The organism is Microbacterium esteraromaticum (genome assembly GCF_014084045.1).
Classification (GTDB): Bacteria; Actinomycetota; Actinomycetes; order Actinomycetales; family Microbacteriaceae; genus Microbacterium; species Microbacterium esteraromaticum_D.
This window is the reverse complement of record NZ_CP043732.1, coordinates 2,178,700-2,205,640: the sequence shown is the minus strand read 5'-3', so window position 1 is coordinate 2,205,640 and position 26,941 is coordinate 2,178,700. Positions and strand designations below refer to the sequence as shown.

Here is a 26,941-nt window from a genome sequence, read left to right as displayed (position 1 = left end):
GAGAAGGATGACCGATGGCAGTGACCGAGGCCGAACGCGGAGCGATGACCCGCGCCCTCGCGCTCGCCGCGAACGGCCCGCGCGGCATCAACCCGCAGGTGGGCGCCGTCATCCTCTCCCCCGCCGGCGAGGTGCTGGCCGAGGGCTGGCATCGCGGTGCGGGCACTCCTCATGCCGAGGTCGACGCCCTCTCGAAGCTCGCACCGGGGCAGGCGGCCGGTGCGACCGCCGTCGTCACCCTCGAGCCCTGCAATCACACCGGACGCACCGGGCCGTGCGCACAGGCGCTGATCGATGCCGGCGTCAGCCGCGTGGTCTACGCGGTCGATGACCCGGGCGATGCGTCCAGCGGCGGTGGCGATCGTCTGCGCGCCGCCGGCGTCGAGGTCGTCGCAGGAGAGCAGGCGGATGCCTCGCGCCACCTCATCGCCGACTGGCTGACCGTTCAGCGACTGAACCGCCCGCACGTCACCGTGAAGTGGGCGCAGAGCCTGGACGGCCGCGCCGCGGCATCCGACGGATCCAGCCAGTGGATCACCGGTCCCGAGGCCCGCGCGGACGTGCACCGGCGGCGCGCGGAGGCGGATGCGATCGTCGTGGGCACGGGGACGGTGCTGGCCGACGACCCCGCTCTCACCGCTCGCGACGGGCAGGCGCTCTACGCACGCCAGCCGATCCCCGTCGTGATCGGCTCGCGCCCCACTCCGCCCGGCGCTGCGGTGCACCGGCATCCGCACGCTCCGCTGTTCTACGACACCCGTGACCTGACCGCCGTCCTCGCCGACCTGCGCGACCGCGGCGTGCAGCGGGTGTTCATCGAGGGCGGTCCGACGATCGCGAGCGCCTTCGTCGCCGCAGGGTGCGCCGACACCGTGCTCGCGTACATCGCACCGGTGCTGCTCGGCGGCGACCGCCTCGCGCTCACCGACATCGGCGTCTCGTCGATCGGCGACGCCGTGCGGCTGCAGGTCGACGAATGGCTGCCCGTGGGCGTCGACCTGCTCGCGATCGCTCGTCCCGCGACGGATCCCGCCGCGGGGAAGGAAGGAAGCTGATGTTCACCGGAATCATCGAGGAGATCGGCGAGATCGCCGGCATCTCGGCCTCAGGAGACGGGTGGCGGCTGACGGTGCACGCGCCGAAGGCCGCAGCGGATGCCGTGCACGGCGAGTCCATCGCCGTGAGCGGCGTGTGCCTCACCGTGGTCGGCTCGACCGCGACCACCTTCGACGCCGACGTCATGAAGCAGACGCTGGACGTCTCGGCGCTGGGCGCCGTCGAGGTCGGCTCGCGGGTCAACATCGAGAAGGCGATGCCCGTGGGCGCGCGTCTCGGCGGCCACATCGTGCAGGGTCACGTCGACGGCGTCGGCACCGTGCTCGAGGTGCGGCCTGGCGAGCAGTGGCGCGTGCTCAGGATCAGCCTCCCCGCCGATCTCGCGCCGCTCGTCGTCGACAAGGGCTCTGTCAGCGTCGCCGGCACCTCCCTCACCGTGAGCGCGGTGAGCCCGGCCGCCGGCGACGCCGATGACCACTGGTTCGAGGTCTCCCTGATCCCCGAGACGCTCGAGGCGACCATCCTCTGCTCCCTCGAGCCGGGCGACGTCGTCAACCTCGAGACCGACATCCTCGCCCGTCACGTGGAGCGACTTCTCGCGTTCCGCGCCCTCACAGAAGGAGGCTCGCGATGAGCCTGTCCCCGCTGTCCGACGCTCTCGACGCGCTGCGCGCCGGCAGGCCGATCATCGTCGCCGACGACGAGAACCGCGAGAACGAGGGCGACATCATCATCTCCGCCGAGCTCGCGACGGCCGAGACGATGGCCTGGATGGTGCGCTGGACGTCTGGCCTGATCTGCGCCCCGATGCCGGCCGACCTCGCCGACCAGCTCAACCTGCCGCCCATGGTCGAGACCAACGAGGACGCCCGCACCACCGCGTACACCGTGAGCGTCGACGCCGCCGAGGGCGTGACCACCGGCATCAGCGCCCACGACAGGGCACTCACCCTGAACGTGCTGGCGAACCCGGCATCCACACCATCGAGCCTCATCCGTCCCGGCCACATCCTGCCGCTGCGCGCCGTCGACGGCGGCGTGCGCGAGCGCGGCGGCCACACCGAGGCGGCCGTCGAGCTGATGCGCCTGGCCGGCCTGCAGCCCGTCGGCGCGATCGCCGAGGTCGTCGCCGACGACGGCAGCATGATGCGTCTGCCCGCACTCATGGAGCTCGGCGCCCGCGAGAGCGTGCCGGTGATCACGATCGAGCAGCTGATCGCGCACCTCAACGAGGTCGACCCGCGCGACGAGGCCGACTGCCTCGCCCAGCGCACCGGAAGAAGGGTCAGCCTGCGCGCCGATGCCAACGTGCCGACCGACCACGGCACCTTCCGCTTCCTCGCCTACAAGGACCGCATCAGCGGAACCGATCACATCGCCGTCGTCTCGGGCACGCCCGGCGAGACGGCGCTGGTGCGCGTGCACTCGGAGTGCCTCACCGGCGAGGCGTTCGGCTCGCAGAAATGCGAGTGCGGACCGCAGCTGCAGGCTGCCCTCGAGCGCATCGACGAAGAGGGCGGCGTCGTCATCTACATGCGCGGCCATGAGGGCCGTGGCATCGGTCTGATCAACAAGCTGCGCGCGTACGCGCTGCAGGAGGAGGGCCTCGACACCGTCGACGCCAACCTCGCCCTCGGACTGCCGGCCGACGCACGCGAGTACGCGGCCGCAGCAGGGATCCTCACCGACCTCGGCATCTCGAAGGTGCGCCTGCTCACCAACAACACCGACAAGGTGACGAAGCTGCGCGATCTCGGCCTCGACGTCGTCGAGCAGGTGCCGCTGATCGTCGGCGTCGGCCCCAACAACCACCAGTACCTCGAGACCAAGCGCGACCGCATGGGCCACATCATCGGCGCGGCCGAGCTGGCCGACGCGCTCAGGAAGGACGACGCATGAGCGGCGCAGGAGCCCCCACACCGACCACCCCGATCGACGGCAGCGGACTGCGCGTCGTCGTGATCGCGGGCACATGGCACGAGACGATCTCGAACGGTCTCATCGCCGGAGCGCAGCGCGTGCTCGACGAGGCGGGGGCCGCGCACACCCTCGTGCGCGTGCCCGGTTCGTTCGAGCTGGCGGTCGCGGCTCAGGCCGCTTTCGCCGGAGGGGCGGATGCCGTGGTCGCGCTCGGCGTGATCATCCGCGGCGGCACCCCGCACTTCGAGTACGTCTCCGCCGCCACCACCGACGGGCTGAGCAGGGTCGCGCTCGATGCCGGCAAGCCCGTCGGATTCGGCGTGCTGACCCTCGACGACGAGAAGCAGGGCATCGACCGGGCGGGACTGCCGGGGTCGAAGGAGGACAAGGGCGCCGAGGCCGCGGACGCGGCTCTGCGCACCGCACAGGTGGTCCGCGCGCTGCGGGGCTGACGCGCTAGCCTGGGGTCATGGAGACCCTGCGCCATCTCGTCCTGTTCGTGCACCTCATCGGCTTCGCCGTGCTGTTCGGAGCCTGGGCGGTGCAGGCTTTCGGCGGCAAGCGCGAGATCACGCGGCTGATGCAGATCGGCATCTCGATCGCCGCGGTCGCCGGACTCGCACTCGCTGCGCCATGGGGCCTGCCCGACGGAGTCGAGATGAACTACGCGAAGATCGGCACCAAGCTCGTCGTGCTGCTCATCATCGGCGCGTTCCTCGGCATCGGCCAGGCGCGTCAGCGCAAGACCGGTCAGGTGCCGCCCGCGCTCTTCTGGGGCGCCGGCCTGCTGACACTGCTGAACGCGGGCATCGCCGTCCTCTGGTGAGCCCGAACCGGGCCGCGATCGACGGGACATGGTCTGACGCCGGCTGGCGACTGCACCTGCCACCACGGAACCGATCGAGTTCTCCGGTCTGGCGCTCCTCCGCCCGGCATCCTCGCCGATAGACGTCAGTAGCGTGCGGTGACGGTCCGTGCTGCTCCGTCGAGCGTCATCTCGCCGCCGTAGGGCAGGATCCACTGCGGACGCGTGTGCCCGAACGGCACGCCCACGCAGACCACGGCATCCGGGTTGTACCGTCCGACGACCTCGATGACGACATCACGCTGCGCGGCGCGCAGCCGCGCCCGCTCGCCGGGGGTCGGCAGCACGTCGAACGTGCTCACCGGCGTGCGGGCCACGAGCACGCCGGCCACCGCGTTCAGCAGCCCGCGCTCCCCGAACGAGCGCAGGTGCTCGGCGACGTCGTGGGCGGGAGTCAGCCGCTCGCTGGTCTCGAGCAGCAGGATGCCGCCCGCGAGCTCCTCGTTCGCCGGCAGCCGGTCGGCGAGGGCGAGCTGCACGAGCACCTCGAGGCAGCCGCCCCAGGTGCGGCCGGTCACCCGCACGGCCGGTCCCGCCCACGTCCACGGCTCGGTGACGGAGCGCTCGCCGAACTCGCGCAGCGAGTCTGCGCTCGCCCAGCGGCGGCCGAAGTCCTCCGACTCACCCGGCTCGGTGATCTCGGGCTCGCCGCCGTCGAGCAGCGCCGCCCGGAGAGAGGCTGCGTGGATGTCGTCGACCGCGGGTCCCGCCCCGAGGTGCACCTGCGTGGAGCCGCCGTGGAAGCCGGCGACACCGTGCCGCCAGAGCCAGTTGAGGATGTTCGTGTTGTCGCTGTACCCGAGGAACGGCTTGGGGTCGGCTGCCGCGAGCGAGGGATCGAGGTGCCGGGTCACGAGCACCTGGTCGTCGCCGCCGATCGTGGCGAGGATCGCCCGGACGCCCGGGTCGGCGAACGCCGCATCCACGTCGGCCGCCCGCGCCTCGGGAGGCGCGTCGAGCATCCGGGTCGTCGGGTACTCGACCGGGATCAGACCGGTGAGCTCGGTGAGACGCCTCATCGCCTGATCATGCAGCTCAGGGCCCGCGGCCGGTGCGGCGAACGCCGGAGAGAGGATGGCGACACGATCACCGGGACGGGCCTTGGGCGGCAGCAGCATCCGTCCATCCTGCCGGATGCTCTGGCCCGGGCATCCGCGACCCGCTACCCCGCCGTGCTTTTCCCGTCAAGCGGGTGTCGAGCGCCTCATCGGCCGCGTAGACCGATACCGCACCCTCTGCCGGGGACAGTCCGCGGCGGACCGAAAAGGGGAGGTAGACCCATGGATTGGAACGGACTGGGAGGCCTGCTGGCCGGAATAGGACATTTCCTGCTGCAGCTGCTCGTCTTCTTCATCATCCTGCTGATCGGATGGCTGATCGCGAAGAGCATCGCCAAGGGACTCGAGTTCCTGTTCAAGAGACTCGGCTTCCAGCGCCTGCTCGAGAGGGCGGGCATATCCCGGCTTCTCGCACCGACAGGCATCGACCCGCTGACCCTGGTCGTCAAGCTCGTCTACTACTTCATCCTGCTCATCGCCCTTCTGCTGGCACTCGGCGCCTTCGGCCCGAGCAACCCTGTGGCAGGTATCGTGCAGGACATCATCGCGTGGCTGCCGCGCCTGTTCGTCGCGATCGTGATCGTGATCGTCGTCGCCGCCATCGCGAACTTCGTCGGGGATCTCATGCGGCCGGCCCTCTCGCGGTTCCGATTCGGTGCACTGCTCACCCGCATCGTCACCATCACGATCATCGCGATGGGCGCGATCGCCGCGCTCAACCAGATCGGCGTCGCGGTGACCGTCACCATGCCGATCCTCATCGCCGTGCTCGCAGCGCTCGCAGGCATCGCGATCGTGGGGATCGGCGGCGGCCTGATCGAGCCGATGCGCACACGCTGGGAGAAGTGGCTGGGCAGCATGGAGTCCGAACTCGCGGCGCCGTCCGGCGCATCGGCACCTCCGCGGGCGTCGGACGCGCCGCAGTCGGCATCCGTGCCGCCTGCTCCTCCGGCACCGCCCTCCGCACCTCCGGCACCGCCCTCCGCACCTCCGGCACCGCCCTCCGCACCTCCGGCACCGCCGACGGCGCCGCCGGCAGCTCCGGCACCCTGATGGATCGAGGATCCCCGCAGGCCACGGCCTGCGGGGATCCTCTCCGTGTGCGTCAATATAGGTTGACAACGGTCCCCGCGTCAACGAATATTGACGCATGAGCGTTCACGTCGCATCGAGCACCGCCCCCGAGGGCGAGCCCATCGCCGAGCTGCACAGGCTCACCGCCGCCCGGCGCGAGCTGTCGCGCGCAGAGGAGGCGCAGGTGCGTCGCGCCAGGCTCGCCGGATACTCATGGCAGGCGATCGCCGGCGCCCTCGGCATCTCCAAACAGGCCGCGCATAAGAAGTTCGGCAGACAATAGGAAGCGGATGCCAGGGCTTCCGCATGCCCTGGCGCCTGAGCCCCCTGAGATCGAGGTCCCATGTCTCGCACGGCGCCGTCACGCCGACGGGGACGCGGCGCGCAGCCCGACGGCCCGCGTGCCACGTTCCGCCAACTGCTCCCCTTCCTGTTCGAGCACAAGAAGGTGCTCGCCGTCGTCGCAGTGCTCAGCATCATCGGCGCGGCCGCCTCGCTGGTGCAGCCCCTCCTGGTCGGTCAGGTCATCGCGAGGGTTCAGGACGGCGACGGCCTCGGCGGACTCGTCTGGCTGCTGATCGCCTTCGTGATCGCGGCATCCGTGATCTCCGGCTATCAGCACTACCTGCTCCAGCGCACCGGGACGGCGGTGGTGTACTCCAGCCGCCGCAAGCTCATCGCGCGCATCCTGCATCTGCCGATCAGCGAGTTCGACGCGCGACGCACCGGCGATCTCGTCTCGCGCGTCGGCACCGACACCACGCTGCTGTACGCCGTGCTCACCCAGGGCCTCGCCGACGCCGTCGGAAGCGCGATCCTGTTCGTCGGCGCGCTCATCGCGATGCTGATCATCGATCCACTGCTTCTGCTGCTGATCGTGCTCGTGATCGGCGTGTCGGTCGTCGTGGTCGTTCTGCTCAGCGGGCGCATCCGCACCGCATCAGCCGCGCAGCAGCAGAAGGTCGGCGAACTGGCATCCGGGGTCGAACGCGGCATCTCCTCGATCCGCACCGTGCGCGCCTCCGGAGCCGCCGACCGCGAGACGGCGGCGGTCGAGGGCATCGCAGGCGAGGCATACGGCCTCGGCGTCCGGATCGCGAAGATCTCGTCGATGGTCGTCCCGGTGGCCGGCGTCGCGCTACAGCTGTCGCTGCTCGTGGTGCTCGGCGTTGGTGGCTTCCGGGTGGCATCCGGGGCCCTCACGATAGCCGCGCTGGTCACCTTCATCATGTTCCTGTTCATGCTGGTGATGCCCCTCGGGCAGGCTTTCGGTGCCATCACCTCGGTGAATCAGGCGCTCGGCGCTCTCGGACGGATCCAGGAGGTGCTCGACCTGCCTACAGAGACGCAGGACGACGAGCCGGATGCCGGAGTCACCGCAGCCGCGGTCGTCGGGGCGCCCGCGATCGAGTTCCGGGATGTGCGCTTCCGCTACCCCGACGCCGTGATCGCCGCCCGTGAGGCGGCAGCGAAGGAGGCTCAGACGCTGCTGGTCGACGCGCACCTCGAGCACGCGTCGGACGACATCGCGACCGAGATCGACCGGGACGTGCTCAAAGGCGTCTCGTTCGCGGTCCCGCGCGGCGCGCGAGTCGCCCTGGTCGGACCGAGCGGCGCAGGCAAGAGCACGATCCTGTCGCTCATCGAGCGCTTCTACGACCCGACCGGCGGGTCGATCCGGCTCGCCGGGCATGATGTGCGCACCTACCCGCGCGAACAGCTGCGCGCGCAGTTCGGCTACGTCGAGCAGGACGCCCCCACGCTCGCCGGAACGCTGGGCGAGAATCTGCGCCTCGCGGCTCCAGAAGCCACGGACGCCGACTGCGAGCGCGTGCTGCGCTCGGTGAACCTCGGCGACGTGCTCGAGCGCAGTCCGCTGGGCCTCGCGGCGCCCGTCGGCGAAGACGGCGTAATGCTCTCCGGCGGCGAGCGTCAGCGGCTGGCCATCGCACGCGCCTTGCTCACCGAGGCCCCGATCCTGCTGCTCGACGAATCGACCTCGTCGCTCGACGGGGTGAACGAGCAGCGCATGCGAGAGGCGATCGATGCCGCCGCCGCCGACCGCACGCTGCTCGTGATCGCCCACCGCCTCTCGACCGTGGTCGACAGCGACCTCATCGTCGTGCTGCAGGGCGGCGTCGTGGTGGGCCAGGGCACGCACGCCGAGCTCGTCGAATCGACCCCGCTGTACCGCGATCTGGCTCGGCATCAGCTGCTGGTGTGACGCCGTCCTGGCGGCTCCGACACCGCGCGGGCGTCGCGGATCTCAGACGCAGACGGCGTGTCACGGGTACGGATGCCCGTGACACGCCGTCTGCGTGAGAATGATCTGAGTTCTCCGACGGGGAGAGGCGCTCAGCGAGCGGCGTTGAGGCGGTAGCGAAGGGCCTCGAGCTCGCTCCGAAGCGCGGAGGGCAGCGCCTCGTCGAACATGGCGTAGAACTCCTCGGTGGAATCGGCTTCGGCGAGCCATGCGTCGACGTCCACGTCGAACAGCTCATCGAGGTCGGCATCCGTGATCTCGAGGCCGTCGAGGTTGAGGTCCTCGCGCTTCGGCAGACGGCCGATCGGGCTGTCGACAGCCCCGACCTCTCCGCTGATACGACGGATGATCCAGTCGATCACTCGGGAGTTGTCGCCGAACCCCGGCCACAGGAAGCGTCCGTCATCGCCACGACGGAACCAGTTGACCTGGAAGATGCGCGGAGCACGGTCGAAGCGGAGCTGACGGCCCACCTTGAGCCAGTGGGCGAAGTAGTCGCCCATGTTGTAGCCGCAGAACGGCAGCATGGCGAAGGGGTCGCGGCGCAGCTCGCCCAGCTTGCCCTCCGCGGCGGCGGTGCGCTCGGACGAGATCGTCGAGCCGATGAAGACGCCGTGGCTCCAGTCGGTCGCCTCGACGACGAGAGGCACGTTGCTCGCCCTGCGACCGCCGAACAGGATGACGTCGAGTGGAACGCCCTCCGGGTCCTCCCAGTCCTCGGCGATCTGGGGGCACTGCGCGGCCGAGACGGTGAAGCGCGAGTTCGGGTGCGCGGCCGGTCGGCCGGACTCCGGCGTCCACGGGTTGCCCTGCCAGTCGATCAGGTTCGCCGGCGGAGTGTCGGTGAGCCCTTCCCACCACACGTCCCCGTCGGGGCGCAGCGCGACGTTGGTGAAGATGGTGTTGCCCCAGAGGGTCTCGACCGCTGTGACGTTGGTCGACTCCCCCGTTCCCGGTGCGACCCCGAAGAAACCCGCCTCGGGGTTCATCGCGTGCATGCGGCCGTCCTCGCCCGGACGGATCCAGACGATGTCGTCGCCGAGCGTCTCGACCTTCCACCCGGGGATGGTCGGACGCAGCATGGCGAGATTGGTCTTGCCGCAGGCCGAGGGGAAGGCCGCTGCGACATGGTACGCGCGCCCCTTCGGGTCGGTGACCCGGATGAGCAGCATGTGCTCGGCGAGCCACCCCTCGTCGCGGGCGATCACCGACGCGATGCGCAGCGCGAAGCACTTCTTGGCGAGGATGGCGTTTCCGCCGTAGCCGGAACCGTACGAGTAGACCTCGAGCGTCTCAGGGAAGTGCACGATGTACTTCTCGTCGTTGCACGGCCACTCGACGTCTGGCTCACCGGGCTGGAGCGGCGCGCCGACGGTGTGGACCGTCTTGACCCACGGCGCGCCGTCGGCGATCTGACGCGTGACCGCGTCTCCGACGCGGGTCATGATGCCGATCGATGCCACGGCGTACGCGCTGTCGGTGATCTGCACGCCGATGTGCGAGAGGGCGCCGCCCACCGGTCCCATCGAGAACGGGATGACGTACATGGTGCGTCCCCGCATCGAGCCCTCGAACAGCCCGTCGAGGGTCTTTCGCATCTCGACCGGGTCGGTCCAGTTGTTCGTCGGGCCGGCGTCCTTCTCGCTCTCGGATGCGATGAAGGTGCGCCCCTCGGTGCGTGCGACATCGCTCGGGTGCGAGCGGGCGAGGTAGGAGCCCGGCCGCCACTCGGGGTTGAGCTTGATGAGCTTGCCCTCGTCGACGAGCTCGTGCAGGAGGGCGTCGTTCTCGGCGCGGGATCCGTCGATCCAATGCACTCGCTCGGGCTGAGTGAGCGCAGCGATGCCGTCGACCCATGCGCGCAGCTCTGCCATGGAAGGGGTGTCGTACGCGGGCACGTCCCCCAGGCCCCGCGCCTGGGCGCTGGAGTCGGTACGGGACGTGAACGTGTCGGCGAGTGCCATGTGAGCTCCTTCAAGCAAGTGCGGTGAACCCATCCTCCGCTAGGTTTCGCAGTGTTTGCGGGTCACCTAGGTTGAAAGAAGCTCCAATTTTTCGGATATGCTCAAGGAATGGCGACCAGCGGACTTGAACTCAGCACCCTCGGGCATCGCATCCGGCATCACCGCACGGCGCGGAACCTCACGCTCGACGACCTGGGCGCGAAGGTCGGCATCGCCGGCTCGCAGCTGAGCCTCATCGAGAACGGCAAGCGCGAGCCGAAGCTCTCGCTGCTGCAGGCGATCGCCGAGGCGTGCGGCACCGACGTCGCGGATCTGATCTCGGGTGAGCCGCCGAACCGCCGCGCCGCGCTCGAGATCGAGCTGGAGCGCGCCCAGTCGAGTCCGATCTTCCGTCAGCTCGGCATCGCGGGCGTGCGGGTGTCGAAGACGATGAGCGATGAGACCATCGAGGCGATCCTCGGGCTGCACCGCGAACTGCACCGCCGCGAGACGGAGGCGATCGCGACTCCGGAGGAGGCCCGTCGCGCCAACACCGAGATGCGCCTGACGATGCGCGCACAGGACAACTACCTGCCCGAGATCGAGGTCCTCGCCGAGAAGCACCTGAAGGCGGCCGGACACGTGTCCGGCGCGCTCACGCACCGCACGGTCACCCTGATGGCCGCGAAACTCGGGTTCGAGCTGATCTACGCCGATGACCTGCCGCACTCCACGCGCTCGATCACCGATCTCGAGCACGGCCGGATCTACCTGCCGCCCGCATCGATCCCCGGCGGGCACGGGCTGCGCTCGATGGCGCTGCAGGCGATGGCGCATCGCATCCTCGGGCACACGCCGCCCACCGACTACGCCGACTTCCTGCAGCAGCGTCTCGAGATCAACTACTTCGCCGCGTGCTGTCTGATCCCCGAGACCGCCGGCGTCGCCTTCCTGCAGCAGGCGAAGAAGGACCGCAACCTCGCCGTAGAGGACTTCCGCGACGCCTTCGGCGTCACGCACGAGGCAGCGGGCATGCGCATGACCAATCTGATGACCCACCACCTGGACATGCGCCTGCACTTCCTGCGTGTGGACGAGAACGGCGCGATCACCCGCGTGTACGAGAACGACGACCTCCCGCTGCCGATGGATGTGACCGGTGCGGTCGAGGGCCAGCCGGCCTGCCGGCGGTTCGGTGCGCGGGCCGCGTTCGCGCAGCGCAACCGCACGACCGAGCACTACCAGTACACCGACACCCCGTCCGGGACCTTCTGGTGCGCCACCCAGACCGGGTCGTCGACCGATGGCGGGTTCTCGGTGACGGTGGGTGTGCCGTTCGACGACGCGCGCTGGTGGCGCGGGCGCGAGACGCAGAACCGCGCCCAATCGACCTGCCCCGACGAGTCGTGCTGCCGCCGTGCCTCATCGTCGGTGACCCAGCGCTGGGAGGGGCGCGCGTGGCCCAGCGCCCGCGTGCACACGCACATGTTCCGTCCGCTGCCGCGCGGCGCCTTCCCCGGTGTCGACGACAGTGAGGTGTACGCGTTCCTCGACAGCCACGCCGGCGAGTGAGGCTCGGCCGAGCCCGATGCGCTCAGCGCGGGCGCACGGTCAGCGTCTGCGACACGGTGCCAAGGGGCCCGGTCTCGTCACTGAGCACCGACTCGGTGAGCCCGGTGCCGTCCGCGCCGAACGACACGGAGGTGTCGAGGCCGAACCACTCCCCCACGGGCTCCCGGAAGATGCTCGCCGTCAGATCGACGTTCGGGTAGAGCGCGGCCTCCGGCGCCACACGCGTGGCGATGCCGTTCGCGAAGTCGGTCATTCCCAGCATCCGCGACCGGGTCGAGACCCGCTCGCCCTCCAGGAGCGGGTGCTGCGGTCGGATCCAGCAGCGTGCGCGACCGGTGCCGACGTGCTCGCGACGGGCGTCGATCGAGCGGATGGCGCCACCGGGCCAGACATCGGCCGGCGACCAGCGCGGCAGGTCCCCGCGCGGGGCATCTGCGGCAGCGGATGCCCCGCGATCGCCGACGTGTCGGTCTGCTGCAGCATCCATGCCCGAAGCACGAGCGCCGCGCGACCCGACTGGCTCAGGGTCGCCTCGACCAGCTCGATGGTGCGGCCAGGCCGCACGACGCGCACCTCGACGTCGAAGCGCGCCATCGGTATGACGCCGAGGATGTCGTAGTTCGCCCTGGCGAGTGCCAGGGGCGCCTCTGGGCGACGCGCCACGTGCTCCGCCTCGACAAGGTGCGCGAGGAGCCCGAGGACCGGGGCGACGTGCTGCTCGTCGGGATTCCATGCCCCGCCGACGTGCGCGGTGGGCTCGAACGAGGTCTCCGACAGACGCAGGAAGTAGCTCGACACCCGTCCATCATGCCGCGCCACGCGTGCGTCGTCGGAGTTGACAGACGGTTCGAGCGCACGACGGCGTGTCTCAGCGTGGCACGCCGCAGGCACAGCGTTCGGTCTGAGTTCGCCGACGTCGCTGACGAAGGCGGGGCTCAGTCGCCGACGAAGCGCGCGAATCGCGCGAGGGCGGATGCCTCGGCCGCGGCGTCGGCATCCGGATCGAACAGCTCGGCGGGCGCCCCGCGACCGACGTCGGCGTGCGACCAGACGCCGACCACGCGGCCGTGCTCGATGATCGTCGCTCGAACCATCCCGTTCTTGCCCGGTCCCACGGCGTCGAGGCGGTCGGGGTCGCAGACGAGTGTGCGATCGGCGTACGAGATGTAGTACTCATCGAACGCCGGCAATGCGAACGCCGTCGAGTCATCGAGGCTGCGCCGCGGGGCGCGAAGCGCCGCGAACAGACCGTCGTCGACCTCGCGCACGCGATCCGCTGCACGCTCGGCGGCGTCACGCGCCGCACCGAGTGTCAGCCCCGACCACCATGCGAAGTCGCGCACGCCTGCGGGTCCATGGCCGTCGATGTAGCGGACGAAGAGCTCTGCGAGCGGGTCATCGGGCTGCGCCGGACCAGCGATCCAGTCATCGGCGGCGACGAACCGCTGCTCGCGCGAGATCGCTCCGGCCCTCTCGATCGGCCCCTGGCAGATGAGGCCCGCGATGGTGAGGGCGAACAGCAGATGGATGCCGCGCTGTCCGGACGGCTCGATCCCGGCCGCGCGCAGGAGGGCGAAGGACTCGGCTCTCGTGCATCCGCCGTCCCTCGCGGCCGGGCCGAGCGCGCGCCATGCCGCAGCCAGCACCTCGTCGTCGATGCCCAGTGCGCGATGACGCCCGGCGGCCTGCTGTCTCTGGCGCTCCGCCGTCACCGAGAGCACCCAGGCGAGGTCCTTCGCCGGGACGATGTGCAGCGTGCCGCGTTGCGTCCACGCGCGCACCAGCTCTCCCCTCGCGAACGCGGCGTCGACGGCGTCCAGCGTCGGAGAGCCCTTCGTGCGCACCCCCAGCGCCCACCGGCCCGCCAGCAGGTCCTGGCTCTGCACTGCGAGCATGTGCCGCGACGCGTCGGCGACCGTCGCCGCGGGCGCGGTCAGCCGGTGCGAGCGCAGGCGGGCGGAGAGAAGGCCGCGGGGATCCATGTCTCCATGATCCCGCGCGGCCTCCGACATCGCGAGCGCGATCAGGCGTGCAGCGTCACCTCGCGGCGGGTGGGCAGCACCACCGGGTGCGTCCCCGCCATCACCTCGAGCACGCGCACGACCTGGCACGAGTACCCGTACTCGTTGTCGTACCAGACGTAGAGCACGACGTCGCGGTCGTTGGCGATGGTCGCCAGACCGTCGACGATCCCCGCGCGGTGCGAGCCGACGAAGTCGGTCGAGACGACCTCGGGGCTCTCGACGTAGTCGATCTGCTGGCGCAGCTTCGAGTGCAGCGACGCGCGACGCAGGTAGTCGTTGAGCTCGTCCTTGGTGGCGGGATTCTCGAGTGTGAGGTGCAGCACGGCGAGAGAGACGTCGGGCGTGGGAACGCGGATGGCCGATCCGGTGAGCTTGCCGGCCAGCTGAGGCAGCGCACGGGCGACGGCCTTGGCTGCGCCGGTCTCGGTGATGACCATGTTCAGCACCGCCGAGCGTCCGCGGCGGTCACCCTTGTGGAAGTTGTCGATGAGGTTCTGGTCGTTCGTGAACGAGTGCACCGTCTCGACGTGACCGCGCACGATGCCGTACGCCTCGTCCATCGCCGCGAGCACCGGGGTGATCGCGTTGGTCGTGCACGACGCCGCCGAGAGGATGCGGTCGTCAGCCTCGATGGTCGAGTCGTTGATGCCGTGCACGATGTTCTTCAGCTCGCCCTTGCCCGGCGCGGTCAGCAGGACGCGAGCGGCGCCCTTCGCCTGCAGGTGCCGGCTCAGACCCTCCTGGTCGCGCCAGCGGCCGGTGTTGTCGACGATGATCGCGTTGTCGATGCCGTAGGCCGTGTAGTCGACCGCAGCGGGGTCGTCGGAGTAGATCACCTGGATGCGGTTGCCGTTGGCGATGATCTGCGAGTTGTCCTCGTCGACCGTGACCGTGCCCTCGAAACGGCCGTGCACCGAGTCGCGCAGCAGCAGCGACGCGCGCTTGACGATGTCGTTGTCGGAGCCGCGGCGCACGACGATCGCGCGCAGGCGCAGACCGCTGCCGCCGCCGGTGTGCGCGATGATGATGCGCGCCAGCAGGCGGCCGATCCGGCCGAAGCCGTAGAGCACCACGTCGACGGGCTCGGAGAGCTCGGCGCCGAGGGCGGGGGCGAGCGCTGCGCGCAGGTACGCGGCGAGATCGTCCTCGCTCTCGGCGTGGCCCTCGATCAGACGGGCGACATCGAGAGACGAGGCGCCGGGGGCGAGCTCGCGCAAGGCCTCGAGCACCGCGAGGGTGTCGGTGAGCGCGATCTGGCGGTGGCCCAGCTGCGCCACGCGCTCGTGCACCTCGAGGATGCCCGTGGTCGAGAGCCCCAGCAGTCGGTGACCGTGCAGCGATGTCACGACGTCGCGCTCCCGGTTGAGTCCGCCGATGAGCGGGATCATCCGCTCTGCCAGCTCTTCTTTCGCCTTCCAGTCGTCGCGGTGTGTCACGACATCGTCCATGTGCGTCCTTGCGTGATGCTCGAGCGCCCTCGGGTCAGGCGCTGCGGTGAATGTGGGGGGCGGGTCCGCCACGACCAGGCTAAGGGCCGGCCTCCCGCGCGAGAGGACGATTCCGACATGCAGAATCGACCAGACTGTCTGTGAGCCATGAAACCCGATTCTTAACACCCGGACCGAGGCGTGCTCATCGTCGGCATCCGCGCGCTCACGACGGGTGCGAGCTGCTGCGCGCGCTGATCTTCGTGATCGGCGCGGTCGCGGTCGTCGCCCCTCTCGCCTGAGGGGTTCAGCCCACGGCGCCCGCCGCAGCGGCAGCCGGACTCTCCGCTCCGGTCGTCCCCGCGGCGCTCACCGTGCGCAGGAAGACGATGATCCAGCTGAAGATCAGCACGCCGGCGATCAGCTCGACGGCGGTGAGGTTGTAATAGCCCGTGGCGAAGAACACCCCGAGCAGCGCGACCACGCCGACGTAGACGTAGCCCAGTGCGTAGAAGACCCGCGGCAGGCCGGGGAGCAGCTTGGGCAGCGCGACCACCAGCAGCGCGTACACGACGGCCATCCCGGTCGCGACCGTGTTGTGCACGAGGAAGAACCGGTCGACGGGAAAGACGCCGACCAGCGCGAGGAAGACGCCGACGATCACCAGTCCACCGCGGGTGAGGGTGCGCGAGCGGCGCTCGGCGGTGGTGTCGACGGGCAGACCTGCCGTGGCGTAGCGGGCGATGGTCGTGACGATCAGGCCCGAGAGGATGAGGGTGACGTTGAACGCCGGGGCCGCGCTGTTCGTCGTCTGCCCGAGCGCCGACAGGTTGTTCTGCCACCACTGCGGGTCGCTCGAGGTCAGCATCGCGGCGAACGCCCCGACGACGAGGAACACCGCCAGGTCGAGCGAGAGCGACATCGGCGTGAGCCGCAGCGCGCCGTGGAAGGCGACGTAGGCGGTGAGCGCGAAGGCCACGCCGACGAGGATCGCTCCGGGGAAGGCGAAGACCGGAGCACCGATGAAGCTGAGCTCGAGCAGCTGGGCGATGCCGAACCACCCCAGCAGGGCGATCGAGGCGTAGGCGCCGCCGATCGCGAACAGGTCGTACCAGCGCAGCCGGTCGGGTGGACCGACGAACCCGTCCCTCGGTTCGTCAGGTGCCGGCGCCTCGGGCCGCACCGCCAGCCTCCCGAGGGCGAAGGCCACGGCCGCGACGACCGCGCCGCCGACGGCCGCGTACGAGCCGATCGATCCGGGGCCTGTGATCGACAGGCGCGAGGTGCCGAAGATGAGCCACGAGATCGGGAAGCCGACGACGAACGCGGCAGCACCCGCGATGAGGGCAGCCGTCTCGATGGACTCGGCCGAGCGCGCGAGACGCCTGACGACCTTGAGCGCCGTCCTGGCGCGATCCCTGAGCTGTGTCATGCGCATCCGGCTGCCCGCAGCAGCCGCTCCGGGCTCACTCTAGGGCAGGTGCACCGTTCTCCCTCCGACGGCGGATAGCCTGGCGTCATGCCTCAGACGATCCACGCCCGCGCCGTCCTGCTCGACATGGACGGCACCCTCGTCGACTCGACCGCGGTGGTCGAGCGGCTGTGGCTGGAGTGGGCAGAGCCGCACGGACTCGACCCTGCCCACGTGCTGAGCGTGGTGCACGGGCGGCAGGGCCATCAGAGCATGGCGATCATGCTCCCCGACCGCGATCACGCGATCAACCTGCGCGAGAACGACCAGATGCTCGTCCGTGAGAGCGGTGACGTCGACGGCGTCGTCGAGATCGCGGGAGCCGGCGAGCTGCTCGCGGCGCTGCGCGAGCTGCCCCACGCGATCGTCACGTCGGCGAACGTGCCGCTGATGACGGCGCGGATGAAGGCGGCCGGTCTCACCGTCCCCGCTCTCGCGATCACGGCCGAGAGCGTGACGGACTCGAAGCCGCACCCGGAGGGGTTCCTGAAGGCGGCGGCGACCCTCGGCATCGAACCGGGCGACTGCGTGGTGTTCGAGGACTCGGAGGCGGGGGTGCAGGCAGGCCTCGCCGCCGGGATGCGGGTGATCGGCGTCGGCGCGCACGCGGCCTCGCACGGGGCGACGTACTCCGTCGCCGACCTGACCCGGGTGAGCGTGGAGACGGACGACGACGGCTTCCGGCTCACGTTCGCCTGACACTCACTCCCGGCTGAAGTCCTCGAAGATCAGCGTGGTGCGCGTCGATCGGATCGACGGGATCGCCTGGATGTCCTCGAGCACTATGCGGCGCAGGTCGCGTGCGTCGCTTGCCCGCACGAGCAGGATGACGTCGAAGTCGCCGCCGACCAGAGCCATGTGCTCGACTTCGGGGATGGCGCGAAGGCGCGTCTGGACGTCTTGCCAGGTGGCCTGCTCGATCGCCAGCATGACGTAGGCCGAGGCGTGATGCCCCAGCTGCACCGGGTCGGTGCGCACCGTGTATCCGGCGATGACGCCTGCCTCGGTCAGCCGCTTGATGCGCGCATGCGCGCCCGCGCGCGAGATGTGCACGCTCTCGGCGATGTGCGTCATCGAGGCCCGCGCGTCTCGGCGCAGCTCGGCGAGTATCGCGCGATCCGTGGCATCCAGGTCTGCCATTGCACCCTCACTTTCCGTCACTGAATCCTGACACTCTGCAGCTTCTCGACGCAATAGCTGACCAATCGTTCGGCAATTCAGCGCAGACGTTGGACGACTGACGATAAGGGGGCATGCTGAGGGCACCTCACGTTCGGCAAGGAAGGCGAACCGGATGACGCATGACGACCTGCTCCCCCGCGACACCCCCGTGTGCCTGATCGACCCGCGCGGTGAGAGCATCGAGGACTCCCGCTACCGCGCACCCGACGTCGAGAGGCTGCGCGAGGCGTATCGCGCTCTCGTCGAGGGACGCCGCATCAACGATCAGGCGAGCGCTCTCGTTCGTCAGGGACGCCTTGCCGTGTACCCGTCGTCGCACGGCCAGGAGGCATGTCAGGTGGCGGCCGCCCTGGCGCTGGAGGAGCGCGACTGGCTCTTCCCCACCTACCGCGATGCCGTGGCCGTGATCGGGCGAGGAGTATCGCCGGCCGACGCGATGGTGCTACTCAAGGGCGACTGGCACGGCGGCTACGACCCCGCCGAGCACCACGTCGCCCCGCAGGCGACGCCCCTGGCGACGCAGCTGCTGCACGCGGTCGGCTTTGCGCAGGCGGCCAGGCACCGCGGCGAGGACACCGTGGTCCTCGCGCTCTGCGGCGACGGCGCCACCAGCGAGGGCGACTTCCATGAGGCGATGAACTTCGCAGCGGTGTTCCACGTACCCGTGGTGTTCTTCGTGCAGAACAACGAGTTCGCCATCTCGGTGCCGCTCGCCAGGCAGAGCGCGGCTCCGTCGCTGGCGCACAAGGCGATCGGATACGGGATGCCAGGACAGCGCGTCGACGGCAATGACGTCGCCGCGGTGCTCGCCGTGCTCGACGAGGCCGTCGAGCGAGCCCGCAGCGGCGGCGGACCCTCGCTGGTCGAGGCGCACACCTACCGCATGCAGGCGCACACCAATGCCGACGACGACACGCGCTACCGCGAGCGCGAGGAGGTTCAGGCCTGGATCGAACGCGATCCGGTCACCCGGCTTCGGGCGAATCTGGTCGCACGCGGCGCCCTCTCCGACGACGATGAGCAGCGCTTCGCCGAGGGTGCGGAGGAGATCGCCGGCGCCCTGCGCGCGGCTCTGAACACCGATGCGGATCTCGACCCCGAGGACCTGTTCCGCTTCGTCACCGCCGAGCGATCGACGCAGCTGGACGAGCAGTGGCAGATGCTGAAGAGCGAGATCGACCGCGAAGCGCTCTCTGACGCAGGAGGACGAGCATGACCCTTCGAGAGACCCACGACGGCGCGATCGCACCCGAGAGCGATCGGTTCGACGCGGCACCGCACGTCGTCGGGACGATGACCATGGCCGCGGCGCTCAACCGCGCCCTCGCAGACGCGATCCAGGACGACCCCGCCGTCGTCGTGTACGGCGAGGACGTGGGCGCGCTCGGCGGCGTCTTCCGCATCACCGACGGACTGGCCGAGCGCTTCGGCGAGGACCGCTGCTTCGACACCCCGCTGGCCGAGGCAGGCATCGTCGGGACCGCGGTCGGCATGGCGATGAACGGGATGCGGCCGGTCGTCGAGATGCAGTTCGACGCCTTCGCCCTGCCCGCGTTCGAACAGGTCGTCAGCCAGGTAGCCAAGTTCGGCAACCGAACGCGCGGATCGATGCGGATGCCGCTGGTCATCCGCATCCCGTTCGGCGGTGGCATCGGCGGTGTGGAGCACCACTGCGACTCGTCCGAGGCCTACTACGCGCATACGCCGGGCCTCACGGTGGTCTCGCCGTCGACCCCGCAGGACGCCTACTCGATGCTGCGCGCCGCGATCGCCTCGGCCGACCCTGTGATCTTCCTCGAGCCCAAGAAGCTGTACTGGACGAAGGGCGAGGTCGACACCTCGATCACCGCCGACCTGGGGACGGCCCGGATCGCCCGCGACGGCACCGACGTGACCGTGCTCGCCTACGCCGCGATGGTGCCTGTGGCCCTGGAGGCCGCCGAGATCGCGGCCGAGGAGGGCCGCAGCGTGCAGGTGATCGATGTGCGCTCGCTCTCGCCGTTCGACGACGCGACGGTGACGGCAGCCGTGCGCGCCACCGGCCGCGCCGTGGTCGTCGCCGAGGCGCCGGGCTACGCGAGCGTCGCGAGCGAGATCCAGGCGCGGGTCTTCGAGCGCTGCTTCGAGCACCTCGAGGCCCCGGTGCGCCGGGTGACGGGGTTCGACACCCCGTTCGCGCCGCCGAAGCTCGAGCACTGGTATCTGCCCGATGCCGACCGGGTGCTGGATGCCATCGACTCGCTGTACCCCGACGATGAGGAGGCGGCACGATGACGACGGCGACAGCACAGGTGTTCCGCCTGCCCGATCTCGGCGAGGGTCTCACCGAGGCCGGTCTCGTGCAGTGGCTCGTGAAGGTCGGCGACACGATCACGACCGACCAGGCGATCGCCGAGGTCGAGACCGCCAAGAGCGTGGTCGAGCTGCCCTCGCCGTTCGCGGGGTCATCACGGCGCTGCACGGCGAGCCGGGAGATGTGATCGCGGTCGGCGCGCCGGTGCTCGAGGTCGCGGACTCCGCAACCTCGGATGCCCCTGTCGCCTCGAAGAGGGCCGAGACGACCGAGAAAGAGGCCTATCGCACAGAGGAGCGCGCCGGATCGGGCAACGTCCTGATCGGCTACGGCACCACGGAGCGCACCTCATCGGGCCGTCGGCGTGCCCGCGCATCCCGCCCCACCTCCGCTCCCGCAGCGCCTGCCGCCCCTGCCGCCCCGCCGGCCCCGCCGGCCCCGCAGCCCCTGCCGCCCCGTCAAGTGAACGGGACCTCGGCGAGCGCACGGCTTCGTCACGCGAACAGCCCGCGCCCTCGGCGACGTCGCGTGCTGTCGACGTCGCGCAGCAGCGCACCGTGGCGGTGCGCTCGCCCATCGTGCGCCGGCTGGCACGCGACCTGGGCGTGGACGTGCGTCAGATCCAGGCGACAGGATCCGACGGTGCGATCACCCGCGCCGATGTGCTTCGTGCCGCGAACGCCCTCGAAGGCGTCATGCCGCAGGCATCCGGAGTGCGGCCGCAGGCATCCCGCGCCTCCGGCGAGATCGTCGACGGCCTCGCCGTCGCCGCGCGCGAGCGCCTCTCGCCGATGCGCAAGGCGATCAGCGCCACCCTGAGCCGCAGCCGTGCCGAGATCCCCGAGGCGACGGTGTGGGTCGACGTCGATGCGACCGAGCTGTGGCAGGCGCGTTCGGGCATGGCCCCGAGGGCGGGCGCGCTCCGTCGCTCACCGCGCTCGTGGCACGGTTCACCCTGATCGCGCTGGCGGAGTTCCCCCTGCTGGCGTCGCGCCTCAGCGACGACGGCTCAGAGATCGTCACGTTCGACGGGGTGAATCTCGGAGTGGCCGCCGACACCCCTCGTGGCCTGATGGTGCCCGTGATCCCCCGTGCGCACGAGCTGACCGTCGACGCACTCGACGCGCAGCTGCGCGAGCTCGCCGAGACCGCCCGCGCCGGCCGGATGCCGGCGGAGCGCCTGCAGGGATCGACCTTCACGCTCAACAACTACGGCGGCTTCGGCGTCGATGGCTCGGCCGCGATCATCAACCACCCCGAGGTCGCGATACTCGGCATCGGCCGCATGATCGAGAGGCCGTGGGTCGTCGACGGGCAGATCGTGGCACGACGCATCGCGCAGCTGTCGCTCGTCTTCGATCACCGTGTGTGCGACGGTGGGTACGCAGCCGGCTTCCTGCGCCGCGTGGTCGAGCTGTTCGAGCACCCGCTGCGCGCGTTCGGGAGGATCTGATGACCGATGCGTTCCTCGTCGGCGGCGTGCGAACGCCCGTCGGACGCTACGGCGGCGCCCTTGCCGCTGTCAGGCCGGATGACCTCGCGGCTCTCGTCGTCGGCGAGGCGGTCTCGCGCGCGGGAGTCCCGGCGGATGCCCTCGACGAGGTCATCCTGGGAGCCGCGAACCAGGCGGGCGAAGACAACCGCAACGTGGCCCGCATGGCCGTGCTGCTCGCAGGACTGCCCGACAGCGTCCCCGGACTCACGGTCAACCGCCTGTGCGCATCCGGCATGTCGGCGATCGCACTGGCGTCGCAGGCCGTCAGGGCCGGCGACGCCGACCTGATGGTCGCCGGCGGCGTCGAGTCGATGACCCGCGCCCCCTGGGTGCAGGCCAAGCCCGCCCGAGCATGGGGCAAGCCCGGCGATGCCTACGACACCTCAATCGGCTGGCGGTTCCCGAACCCCCGCCTCCTCGCGCGGGAGAAGGCGACCTTCTCGATGCCCGAGACGGCGGAGGAGGTCGCGCGGATCGACGGCATCAGCCGGGCGGATGCCGACGCCTTCGCCCTGCGCAGCCACCAGCGCGCAGTCGCCGCGATCGACGCAGGCAGGCTCGCGCACGAGATCGTCGCAGTCGACACGGGCCGCGGCGTGGTCGACACCGACGAGGGGCCGCGACGCGAGACCTCGATCGAGGCGCTCAGCGCGCTGCGCCCCGTCGTGGCGGGCGGCGAGGTCGTCACGGCGGGCAACGCCAGCTCGCTCAACGACGGCGCCTCTGCGATCGTCGTCGCGGGCGCGGACGCCGTCGCCAGGCACGGGCTGCGCCCCCGGGCGCGCATCGTCGTCGCGGCGAGCGCGGCGCTTGCCCCCGAGATCATGGGGCTCGGCCCCGTCCCCGCCACCGAGAAGGCGCTGCGCAAGGCGGGGTTGAGCGTCACCGACATCGGCGCGGTCGAGCTCAACGAGGCGTTCGCGTCGCAGTCCCTCGCCTGCATGCGCCGCCTCGGGCTCGATCCCGAGATCGTGAACGCCGACGGCGGAGCGATCGCCCTCGGGCATCCGCTCGGATCCAGCGGCTCGCGGCTGCTGGTCACCCTGCTCGGTCGCATGGAGCGCGAGAACGTGCGGTACGGCCTCGCGACGATGTGCGTCGGCGTCGGTCAGGGCACCGCGATGATCGTGGAGCGCGTCGATGGCTGAGGCTCTTCGGATCGAGGCGCGCGACGACCGGACCCTCGTGACGCTCGACCGCCCGGCCGTGCGCAACGCGATCGACCAGGCGATGGTCGACGAGCTGCATGCCGTGTGCGCCGAGCTCGAGACCAGTCCGCGCGTGCTCATCATCACCGGCGCGGAGGGTGTCTTCGCCTCGGGCGCCGACATCCGTCAGCTGCGCGATCGCACCGCCGATGATGCCCGCCGAGGCATCAACTCGAGTGTGTTCCGCCGGATCCGCGAGCTGCCGATGCCGGTGATCGCGGCCGTCGACGGATACGCGCTGGGCGGCGGCGCAGAGCTCGCCTACGCCGCCGACATCCGGATCGGCACGCCCCGGGTGCGCATGGGCAACCCCGAGACGGGCCTCGGCATCATCGCCGCAGCCGGCGCGACCTGGCGACTGCCCGAGATCGTCGGTCACGCGCGCGCGAGCGAGCTGCTGCTGACCGGTCGCACCCTCGATGCCGAGGAGGCGCTCGCCTGGGGGCTGCTGTCGTCGCTGCACGAACCGGACGAGCTGATCGGCGCCGCGCATGCCCTCGCCGACCGCATCTGCACGAACGGCGCGCGAGCGACCGAGCTCACCAAGCGCGCCCTGCTCGCGCCGGCGGGCCAGCACCCGGCGATCGAGCTCGAGCTGCAGGCCGAGCTGTTCGAGAGCGATGAGAAGCACCGGCGCATGACCGCGTTCCTCGAGCGCCGAGCGCAGCGCGCCGACGCATCGAAGCAGACCGAGGCACCGAAGCAGCCCGAGCCATCGAAGAAGCCCGAAGGAGAGAGTCGATGAGCGTACCCGGAACCGTCGGCGTGCTGGGCGGCGGGCGCATGGGCGCCGGCATCGCGCACGCCTTCCTGCTGGCGGGGGCGCGGGTGCGCCTCGTCGAGCGCGACGAGTCCGCGGCCGATGCAGCGCGCGAGCGCGTGCTGACGAGCATCGAGAACTCGGTGAAGCGCGGTGACCTGACCGAGCCGGAGCATGTGATCGACGCGCTCCGCGTCAGCGCCGATCCGTCGGCCTTCGAGACGGCCGGTCTCGTCATCGAGGCGGTGCCGGAGGACCGTGCGATGAAGGCGGAGGCGCTGGCGCGCATCGAGCAGATCGTCGCCGCCGACGCGGTTCTCGCCACGAACACCTCGTCGATCTCGATCGACGAGCTCGCCGCCGCCCTCACCCGCCCGGAGCGATTCCTGGGGCTGCACTTCTTCAACCCTGTGCCCGCGTCGAAGCTGGTCGAGCTCGTCGTCGGCGAGCGCACAGAGCGCGCGGTCGTCGACGCCGGTCGCGAGTGGATCGCCACCCTGCGCAAGACGCCCGTGGTCGTCCGCGACTCCCCCGGCTTCGCGTCGAGCCGGCTCGGCGTGCTGCTGGGCCTCGAGGCGATCCGGATGCTCGAGGAGGGCGTCGGCGATGCCGCCGACATCGACGCCGCCATGGAGCTGGGGTACCGGCATCCGATGGGTCCGCTGCGCACGACCGACGTCGTCGGTCTCGACGTCCGCCTCGGCATCGCCGAGGAGCTCGCGCGCGAGCTCGGGCCGCGCTTCGAGCCGCCCGCCCTGCTGCGCCGGATGGTGGATGCCGGAAAGCTCGGCCGCAAGAGCGGCGAGGGCTTCTACATGTGGAACGAGGAGAGATGACCGATTTTCTTCCGAGCTATGTCCAGGGCTCGTGGTGGACGCCGTCTGCCGGTGCCGGCGGGACGGATGTCCGCGACGCGTCGACCGGTGAGATCGTCGCCCGGGTCTCGACCGATGGCCTCGACCTCGCCGGCGCACTCGAGTACGCGCGCACCAACGGTCACGCCGGTCTCGCCGCACTGACCTTCCACCAGCGCGCCCTGCTGCTCAAGCAGTTCGCGCTCGCACTCACCGAGCGCAAAGACGAGCTGTACGCGGTCTCGGCGCGCACCGGAGCCACGAAGACCGACTCGTGGGTCGACATCGACGGCGGAATCGGCGTGCTGTTCTCGTACTCGGGCAAGGGACGCCGCGAGCTGCCCAACAGCCGCGTGCACGTCGATGGTCCCGTCGAGCCGCTGTCGAAGGACGGCAGCTTCCTCGGTCGGCACGTGTACACGACGCTGCCCGGCGTCGCCGTGCAGATCAACGCCTTCAACTTCCCGGTGTGGGGCTCGCTCGAGAAGTTCGCGCCCGCGTTCCTGGCCGGCATGCCGACGCTCGTGAAGCCCGCCACCCCGACCGGATACCTCGCCGAGGCGATGGTGCGCATCCTCGTCGAGTCGGGGCTGCTGCCCGACGGTTCGCTGCAGCTGGTCAGCGGCAGCGTGCCCGACCTGTTCGACCATCTGCGCCTCGGCGACCTCGTCGGGTTCACGGGCAGCGCGTCGACCGCCGAAAGGCTGCGCCTGCATCCGGCCGCGCAGACCGGCGGCGTGCGCTTCACCGCCGAGACCGACTCGATCAACGCGTCTGTGCTCGGCACGGATGCTGTGCAGGGAACCCCCGAGTTCGACGCCTACGTGCGACAGCTCGTCGCCGAGATGACCACGAAGGCGGGCCAGAAGTGCACGGCGATCCGCCGGGCGATCGTGCCCGCAGGCGCAGCCGATGACGTGATCGCCGCCGTTCGGCAGCGCATCGCCGAGAAGACCGTGCTCGGCGACCCGCGCACCGAGGGCGTGACCATGGGTCCGCTGGCCTCGACGGCGCAGCGCGACGAGGTGCTGCGCCAGGTGCAGCGACTGCAGGATGCCGGCGGCAGGGTCGTCGTCGGCTCGACCGATGCTCCCGACGTCCGCCTCGCCGACGGATCTACCGGCTCGGCCCCCGATGGCGCTTTCGTCTCACCGCTGCTGCTGCGTTTCGACGACGCGAGCGCCGAGGCCGTGCATGATGTGGAGGCGTTCGGCCCGGTGTCGTCGCTGCTGACGTACTCGACGACCGCAGAGGCTGCGGCGCTGGTCGCCCGCGGCGGCGGCTCGCTCGTGACGAGCATCGCCACTCATGACCCCGCGCAGGCCGTCGAGCTCGCGACGCGCATCGCCCCGTTCAACGGACGGATGCTGCTGCTCGACCGCGACGACGCCCGCTCGTCCACCGGGCACGGCTCTCCCCTTCCGGGTCTCGTGCACGGCGGCCCGGGCCGAGCGGGCGGTGGTGAGGAGCTCGGCGGCATCCGAGCGGTGCTGCACCACATGCAGCGCACCGCCGTGCAGGGCTCCCCCGAGATGCTCACCGCTCTGACCGGCGTGTGGCATGCAGGGGCATCGGCGAACGCCGATGGCAGGCATCCGTTCCGCAAGTCGCTCGCCGAGCTGCGCATCGGCGACCAGGTGGCCTCGGCCACCCGCGAGGTGACGCTCGACGACATCGAGACGTTCGCGCACTTCACCGGCGACACGTTCTACGCGCACATGGACGAGGAGTCGGCGGCGGCGAACCCCTTCTTCCCCGGTCGCGTGGCTCACGGCTACCTGCTGGTCTCGTGGGCGGCGGGACTGTTCGTCGATCCGGAGCCGGGCCCTGTCCTCGCGAACTACGGGCTCGAGAACCTGCGCTTCATCACTCCCGTCTCGCCGGGTGACAGCATCCGGGTGCAGCTGACGGCCAAGCAGATCACCCCGCGCGAGACCGACGAGTACGGCGAGGTGCGCTGGGACGCCGTGATCCGCAATCAGGACGACGAGATCGTCGCGACCTACGACGTGCTGACGCTGGTTCTGAAGGAGCAGGCAGCCGCGTGAGGGAGATGATGCGCCGCGACACGGCCTCGGCGATGCTCGGCATGGCCGTCGAGGTCGACGAGCCGGGTCGCGCCGTCGTCTCGATGCTGGTGCGCGACGACATGCTGAACGGCTTCGCGATCACGCACGGCGGGCTGGTCTTCTCGCTTGCCGACACCGCCTTCGCCATCGCCTGCAACGAGGACGAGCGCGTCACTGTCGCCGCCGGCGCCGACATCACGTTCCTGAAGTCGACGACCTCGGGTCAGACGCTGCGGGCGACCGCCGTGCGGCGAGTGGTCAGCGGCCGCACCGGGCTCTACGACGTGACGGTGACAGACGATGGCGGCGACGTGGTCGCGGAGTTCCGGGGTCGGTCGGTGACGACGAACCGGATGCTCTCCTGAGCGCGCCGCAGGGGCGATTCCTCGGCCAGCAGAACCCTTGAG

General features: G+C 70.5%; 28 protein-coding genes. 20 read left to right on the top strand and 8 right to left on the bottom strand.

The features are described 5' to 3' along the window. Positions 1 to 14: 14 nt before the first annotated feature. From ribD to FVO59_RS10345, 5 genes are read left to right on the top strand one after another with little or no spacing between them, the layout of a single operon-like run. The gene (gene ribD / locus FVO59_RS10365) at positions 15 to 1,055 is read left to right on the top strand and encodes a bifunctional diaminohydroxyphosphoribosylaminopyrimidine deaminase/5-amino-6-(5-phosphoribosylamino)uracil reductase RibD (RefSeq protein ID WP_182252566.1); all 1,041 of its coding nucleotides are present in this window, start codon (positions 15 to 17) and stop codon (positions 1,053 to 1,055) included. Beyond that, positions 1,055 to 1,690: a riboflavin synthase gene (locus FVO59_RS10360; RefSeq protein ID WP_182252565.1), complete on the top strand. Its 636-nt coding sequence runs from the start codon at positions 1,055 to 1,057 to the stop codon at positions 1,688 to 1,690. The genes ribD and FVO59_RS10360 overlap by 1 nt, the downstream gene beginning before the upstream one ends. Further along, entirely contained in the window at positions 1,687 to 2,955 is a 1,269-nt protein-coding gene (gene ribA / locus FVO59_RS10355) for a GTP cyclohydrolase II (RefSeq protein ID WP_182252564.1), read from the top strand. Before FVO59_RS10360 ends, ribA begins: the two co-directional genes overlap by 4 nt. Continuing rightward, positions 2,952 to 3,428, top strand: coding sequence for a 6,7-dimethyl-8-ribityllumazine synthase (gene ribH / locus FVO59_RS10350; protein ID WP_182252563.1), 477 nt, complete (start codon positions 2,952 to 2,954; stop codon positions 3,426 to 3,428). Before ribA ends, ribH begins: the two co-directional genes overlap by 4 nt. A gap of 17 nt (positions 3,429 to 3,445) precedes the next feature. Next, entirely contained in the window at positions 3,446 to 3,802 is a 357-nt protein-coding gene (locus tag FVO59_RS10345) for a Fe-S protein (RefSeq protein WP_182252562.1), read from the top strand. A gap of 125 nt (positions 3,803 to 3,927) precedes the next feature. Here FVO59_RS10345 and FVO59_RS10340 read toward each other — a convergent pair whose 3' ends face one another. Continuing rightward, complete coding sequence (locus tag FVO59_RS10340) at positions 3,928 to 4,959, bottom strand: LD-carboxypeptidase (protein WP_182252561.1); 1,032 nt, start codon at positions 4,957 to 4,959, stop codon at positions 3,928 to 3,930. A gap of 162 nt (positions 4,960 to 5,121) precedes the next feature. Between FVO59_RS10340 and FVO59_RS10335 the strand changes: the two genes are divergently transcribed. The 3 genes from FVO59_RS10335 (at position 5,122) to FVO59_RS10325 (ending at position 8,197) form a co-directional block, all read left to right on the top strand. Then, positions 5,122 to 5,952 carry a mechanosensitive ion channel family protein gene (locus tag FVO59_RS10335; RefSeq protein ID WP_182252560.1) on the top strand — a complete coding sequence of 277 codons (831 nt, stop codon included), beginning with the start codon at positions 5,122 to 5,124 and terminating at the stop codon, positions 5,950 to 5,952. Positions 5,953 to 6,049: 97 nt separating this feature from the next. Continuing rightward, positions 6,050 to 6,256: an AsnC family protein gene (locus FVO59_RS10330; protein ID WP_182252559.1), complete on the top strand. Its 207-nt coding sequence runs from the start codon at positions 6,050 to 6,052 to the stop codon at positions 6,254 to 6,256. Positions 6,257 to 6,316: 60 nt separating this feature from the next. Further along, the gene (locus FVO59_RS10325; RefSeq protein WP_182252558.1) at positions 6,317 to 8,197 is read left to right on the top strand and encodes an ABC transporter ATP-binding protein; all 1,881 of its coding nucleotides are present in this window, start codon (positions 6,317 to 6,319) and stop codon (positions 8,195 to 8,197) included. Between the two features lie 131 nt (positions 8,198 to 8,328). Here the strand turns inward: FVO59_RS10325 and FVO59_RS10320 are convergent, their stop codons facing one another. Next, on the bottom strand, positions 8,329 to 10,200 hold the full coding sequence (locus tag FVO59_RS10320; RefSeq protein WP_182252557.1) for a phosphoenolpyruvate carboxykinase (GTP): 1,872 nt from the start codon (positions 10,198 to 10,200) through the stop codon (positions 8,329 to 8,331). Positions 10,201 to 10,308: 108 nt separating this feature from the next. Between FVO59_RS10320 and FVO59_RS10315 the strand changes: the two genes are divergently transcribed. Continuing rightward, positions 10,309 to 11,751, top strand: coding sequence for a helix-turn-helix domain-containing protein (locus FVO59_RS10315; protein WP_182252556.1), 1,443 nt, complete (start codon positions 10,309 to 10,311; stop codon positions 11,749 to 11,751). Positions 11,752 to 11,773: 22 nt separating this feature from the next. Here FVO59_RS10315 and FVO59_RS16695 read toward each other — a convergent pair whose 3' ends face one another. The 5 genes from FVO59_RS16695 to FVO59_RS10295 form a co-directional block, all read right to left on the bottom strand. Then, positions 11,774 to 12,067, bottom strand: a complete 294-nt coding sequence (locus FVO59_RS16695; protein WP_346265693.1) for a thioesterase family protein — start codon at positions 12,065 to 12,067, stop codon at positions 11,774 to 11,776. Beyond that, positions 12,001 to 12,549 (bottom strand): acyl-CoA thioesterase domain-containing protein, encoded by a 549-nt coding sequence (locus FVO59_RS10310; protein WP_346265664.1) that lies wholly within the window; start codon positions 12,547 to 12,549, stop codon positions 12,001 to 12,003. The genes FVO59_RS16695 and FVO59_RS10310 overlap by 67 nt, the downstream gene beginning before the upstream one ends. Before the next feature lie 137 nt (positions 12,550 to 12,686). After that, on the bottom strand, positions 12,687 to 13,733 hold the full coding sequence (locus FVO59_RS10305) for a winged helix DNA-binding domain-containing protein (protein WP_182252555.1): 1,047 nt from the start codon (positions 13,731 to 13,733) through the stop codon (positions 12,687 to 12,689). Positions 13,734 to 13,774: 41 nt separating this feature from the next. Continuing rightward, positions 13,775 to 15,223, bottom strand: coding sequence for a glyceraldehyde-3-phosphate dehydrogenase (locus FVO59_RS10300; RefSeq protein WP_182252554.1), 1,449 nt, complete (start codon positions 15,221 to 15,223; stop codon positions 13,775 to 13,777). A 286-nt stretch (positions 15,224 to 15,509) separates the two neighbouring features. After that, positions 15,510 to 16,634: a DUF998 domain-containing protein gene (locus tag FVO59_RS10295; RefSeq protein WP_182252553.1), complete on the bottom strand. Its 1,125-nt coding sequence runs from the start codon at positions 16,632 to 16,634 to the stop codon at positions 15,510 to 15,512. 87 nt (positions 16,635 to 16,721) lie between these two features. Here FVO59_RS10295 and FVO59_RS10290 point away from each other — a divergent pair, with 87 nt between their 5' ends. Continuing rightward, complete coding sequence (locus tag FVO59_RS10290) at positions 16,722 to 17,372, top strand: HAD-IA family hydrolase (RefSeq protein WP_182252552.1); 651 nt, start codon at positions 16,722 to 16,724, stop codon at positions 17,370 to 17,372. A 3-nt stretch (positions 17,373 to 17,375) separates the two neighbouring features. Here FVO59_RS10290 and FVO59_RS10285 read toward each other — a convergent pair whose 3' ends face one another. Then, positions 17,376 to 17,813 (bottom strand): Lrp/AsnC family transcriptional regulator, encoded by a 438-nt coding sequence (locus FVO59_RS10285; RefSeq protein ID WP_182252551.1) that lies wholly within the window; start codon positions 17,811 to 17,813, stop codon positions 17,376 to 17,378. A gap of 154 nt (positions 17,814 to 17,967) precedes the next feature. On the opposite strand from FVO59_RS10285, the gene pdhA reads away from it, so the two are divergent. The 10 genes from pdhA (at position 17,968) to paaI (ending at position 26,899) form a co-directional block, all read left to right on the top strand. Further along, positions 17,968 to 19,071: a pyruvate dehydrogenase (acetyl-transferring) E1 component subunit alpha gene (gene pdhA / locus FVO59_RS10280; protein ID WP_182252550.1), complete on the top strand. Its 1,104-nt coding sequence runs from the start codon at positions 17,968 to 17,970 to the stop codon at positions 19,069 to 19,071. Between the two features lie 77 nt (positions 19,072 to 19,148). Further along, complete coding sequence (locus tag FVO59_RS10275; RefSeq protein ID WP_259363542.1) at positions 19,149 to 20,129, top strand: alpha-ketoacid dehydrogenase subunit beta; 981 nt, start codon at positions 19,149 to 19,151, stop codon at positions 20,127 to 20,129. Continuing rightward, entirely contained in the window at positions 20,126 to 20,335 is a 210-nt protein-coding gene (locus FVO59_RS16690) for a biotin/lipoyl-containing protein (protein ID WP_346265663.1), read from the top strand. The genes FVO59_RS10275 and FVO59_RS16690 overlap by 4 nt, the downstream gene beginning before the upstream one ends. Before the next feature lie 370 nt (positions 20,336 to 20,705). Next, positions 20,706 to 21,107, top strand: coding sequence for an E3 binding domain-containing protein (locus tag FVO59_RS16685; RefSeq protein WP_346265662.1), 402 nt, complete (start codon positions 20,706 to 20,708; stop codon positions 21,105 to 21,107). Then, a complete protein-coding gene (locus FVO59_RS16680) occupies positions 21,089 to 21,601 on the top strand; it encodes a 2-oxo acid dehydrogenase subunit E2 (RefSeq protein WP_346265661.1) in 513 nt (170 codons plus the stop codon). Before FVO59_RS16685 ends, FVO59_RS16680 begins: the two co-directional genes overlap by 19 nt. Further along, a complete protein-coding gene (locus FVO59_RS10260) occupies positions 21,601 to 22,791 on the top strand; it encodes a thiolase family protein (RefSeq protein ID WP_182252547.1) in 1,191 nt (396 codons plus the stop codon). Before FVO59_RS16680 ends, FVO59_RS10260 begins: the two co-directional genes overlap by 1 nt. Beyond that, on the top strand, positions 22,784 to 23,596 hold the full coding sequence (locus FVO59_RS10255) for an enoyl-CoA hydratase/isomerase family protein (RefSeq protein WP_182252546.1): 813 nt from the start codon (positions 22,784 to 22,786) through the stop codon (positions 23,594 to 23,596). The genes FVO59_RS10260 and FVO59_RS10255 overlap by 8 nt, the downstream gene beginning before the upstream one ends. After that, positions 23,593 to 24,447 carry a 3-hydroxyacyl-CoA dehydrogenase family protein gene (locus FVO59_RS10250; protein WP_182252545.1) on the top strand — a complete coding sequence of 285 codons (855 nt, stop codon included), beginning with the start codon at positions 23,593 to 23,595 and terminating at the stop codon, positions 24,445 to 24,447. Before FVO59_RS10255 ends, FVO59_RS10250 begins: the two co-directional genes overlap by 4 nt. Next, the gene (gene paaZ, locus FVO59_RS10245) at positions 24,444 to 26,513 is read left to right on the top strand and encodes a phenylacetic acid degradation bifunctional protein PaaZ (protein ID WP_182252544.1); all 2,070 of its coding nucleotides are present in this window, start codon (positions 24,444 to 24,446) and stop codon (positions 26,511 to 26,513) included. The genes FVO59_RS10250 and paaZ overlap by 4 nt, the downstream gene beginning before the upstream one ends. A gap of 5 nt (positions 26,514 to 26,518) precedes the next feature. After that, the gene (paaI, locus tag FVO59_RS10240; protein ID WP_182256703.1) at positions 26,519 to 26,899 is read left to right on the top strand and encodes a hydroxyphenylacetyl-CoA thioesterase PaaI; all 381 of its coding nucleotides are present in this window, start codon (positions 26,519 to 26,521) and stop codon (positions 26,897 to 26,899) included. The last annotated feature ends 42 nt before the right edge of the window (positions 26,900 to 26,941 follow it).

Coding starts and splice junctions, on each gene's coding strand:
- FVO59_RS10285 (WP_182252551.1), bottom strand. CDS start 17,813: ATGGCAGACCTGGATGCCACGGATCGCGCGATACTCGCCGAGCTGCGC.
- FVO59_RS10255 (WP_182252546.1), top strand. CDS start 22,784: ATGGCTGAGGCTCTTCGGATCGAGGCGCGCGACGACCGGACCCTCGTG.
- FVO59_RS10305 (WP_182252555.1), bottom strand. CDS start 13,733: ATGGATCCCCGCGGCCTTCTCTCCGCCCGCCTGCGCTCGCACCGGCTG.
- FVO59_RS10345 (WP_182252562.1), top strand. CDS start 3,446: ATGGAGACCCTGCGCCATCTCGTCCTGTTCGTGCACCTCATCGGCTTC.
- FVO59_RS10295 (WP_182252553.1), bottom strand. CDS start 16,634: ATGACACAGCTCAGGGATCGCGCCAGGACGGCGCTCAAGGTCGTCAGG.
- FVO59_RS10340 (WP_182252561.1), bottom strand. CDS start 4,959: ATGCTGCTGCCGCCCAAGGCCCGTCCCGGTGATCGTGTCGCCATCCTC.
- paaZ (WP_182252544.1), top strand. CDS start 24,444: ATGACCGATTTTCTTCCGAGCTATGTCCAGGGCTCGTGGTGGACGCCG.
- FVO59_RS10360 (WP_182252565.1), top strand. CDS start 1,055: ATGTTCACCGGAATCATCGAGGAGATCGGCGAGATCGCCGGCATCTCG.
- FVO59_RS10260 (WP_182252547.1), top strand. CDS start 21,601: ATGACCGATGCGTTCCTCGTCGGCGGCGTGCGAACGCCCGTCGGACGC.
- ribA (WP_182252564.1), top strand. CDS start 1,687: ATGAGCCTGTCCCCGCTGTCCGACGCTCTCGACGCGCTGCGCGCCGGC.
- FVO59_RS10320 (WP_182252557.1), bottom strand. CDS start 10,200: ATGGCACTCGCCGACACGTTCACGTCCCGTACCGACTCCAGCGCCCAG.
- FVO59_RS10315 (WP_182252556.1), top strand. CDS start 10,309: ATGGCGACCAGCGGACTTGAACTCAGCACCCTCGGGCATCGCATCCGG.
- FVO59_RS16690 (WP_346265663.1), top strand. CDS start 20,126: ATGACGACGGCGACAGCACAGGTGTTCCGCCTGCCCGATCTCGGCGAG.
- FVO59_RS10330 (WP_182252559.1), top strand. CDS start 6,050: ATGAGCGTTCACGTCGCATCGAGCACCGCCCCCGAGGGCGAGCCCATC.
- FVO59_RS10275 (WP_259363542.1), top strand. CDS start 19,149: ATGACCATGGCCGCGGCGCTCAACCGCGCCCTCGCAGACGCGATCCAG.
- FVO59_RS10250 (WP_182252545.1), top strand. CDS start 23,593: ATGAGCGTACCCGGAACCGTCGGCGTGCTGGGCGGCGGGCGCATGGGC.
- FVO59_RS10325 (WP_182252558.1), top strand. CDS start 6,317: ATGTCTCGCACGGCGCCGTCACGCCGACGGGGACGCGGCGCGCAGCCC.
- ribD (WP_182252566.1), top strand. CDS start 15: ATGGCAGTGACCGAGGCCGAACGCGGAGCGATGACCCGCGCCCTCGCG.
- FVO59_RS10335 (WP_182252560.1), top strand. CDS start 5,122: ATGGATTGGAACGGACTGGGAGGCCTGCTGGCCGGAATAGGACATTTC.
- ribH (WP_182252563.1), top strand. CDS start 2,952: ATGAGCGGCGCAGGAGCCCCCACACCGACCACCCCGATCGACGGCAGC.
- FVO59_RS10300 (WP_182252554.1), bottom strand. CDS start 15,223: ATGGACGATGTCGTGACACACCGCGACGACTGGAAGGCGAAAGAAGAG.
- FVO59_RS10290 (WP_182252552.1), top strand. CDS start 16,722: ATGCCTCAGACGATCCACGCCCGCGCCGTCCTGCTCGACATGGACGGC.
- pdhA (WP_182252550.1), top strand. CDS start 17,968: ATGACGCATGACGACCTGCTCCCCCGCGACACCCCCGTGTGCCTGATC.
- paaI (WP_182256703.1), top strand. CDS start 26,519: ATGATGCGCCGCGACACGGCCTCGGCGATGCTCGGCATGGCCGTCGAG.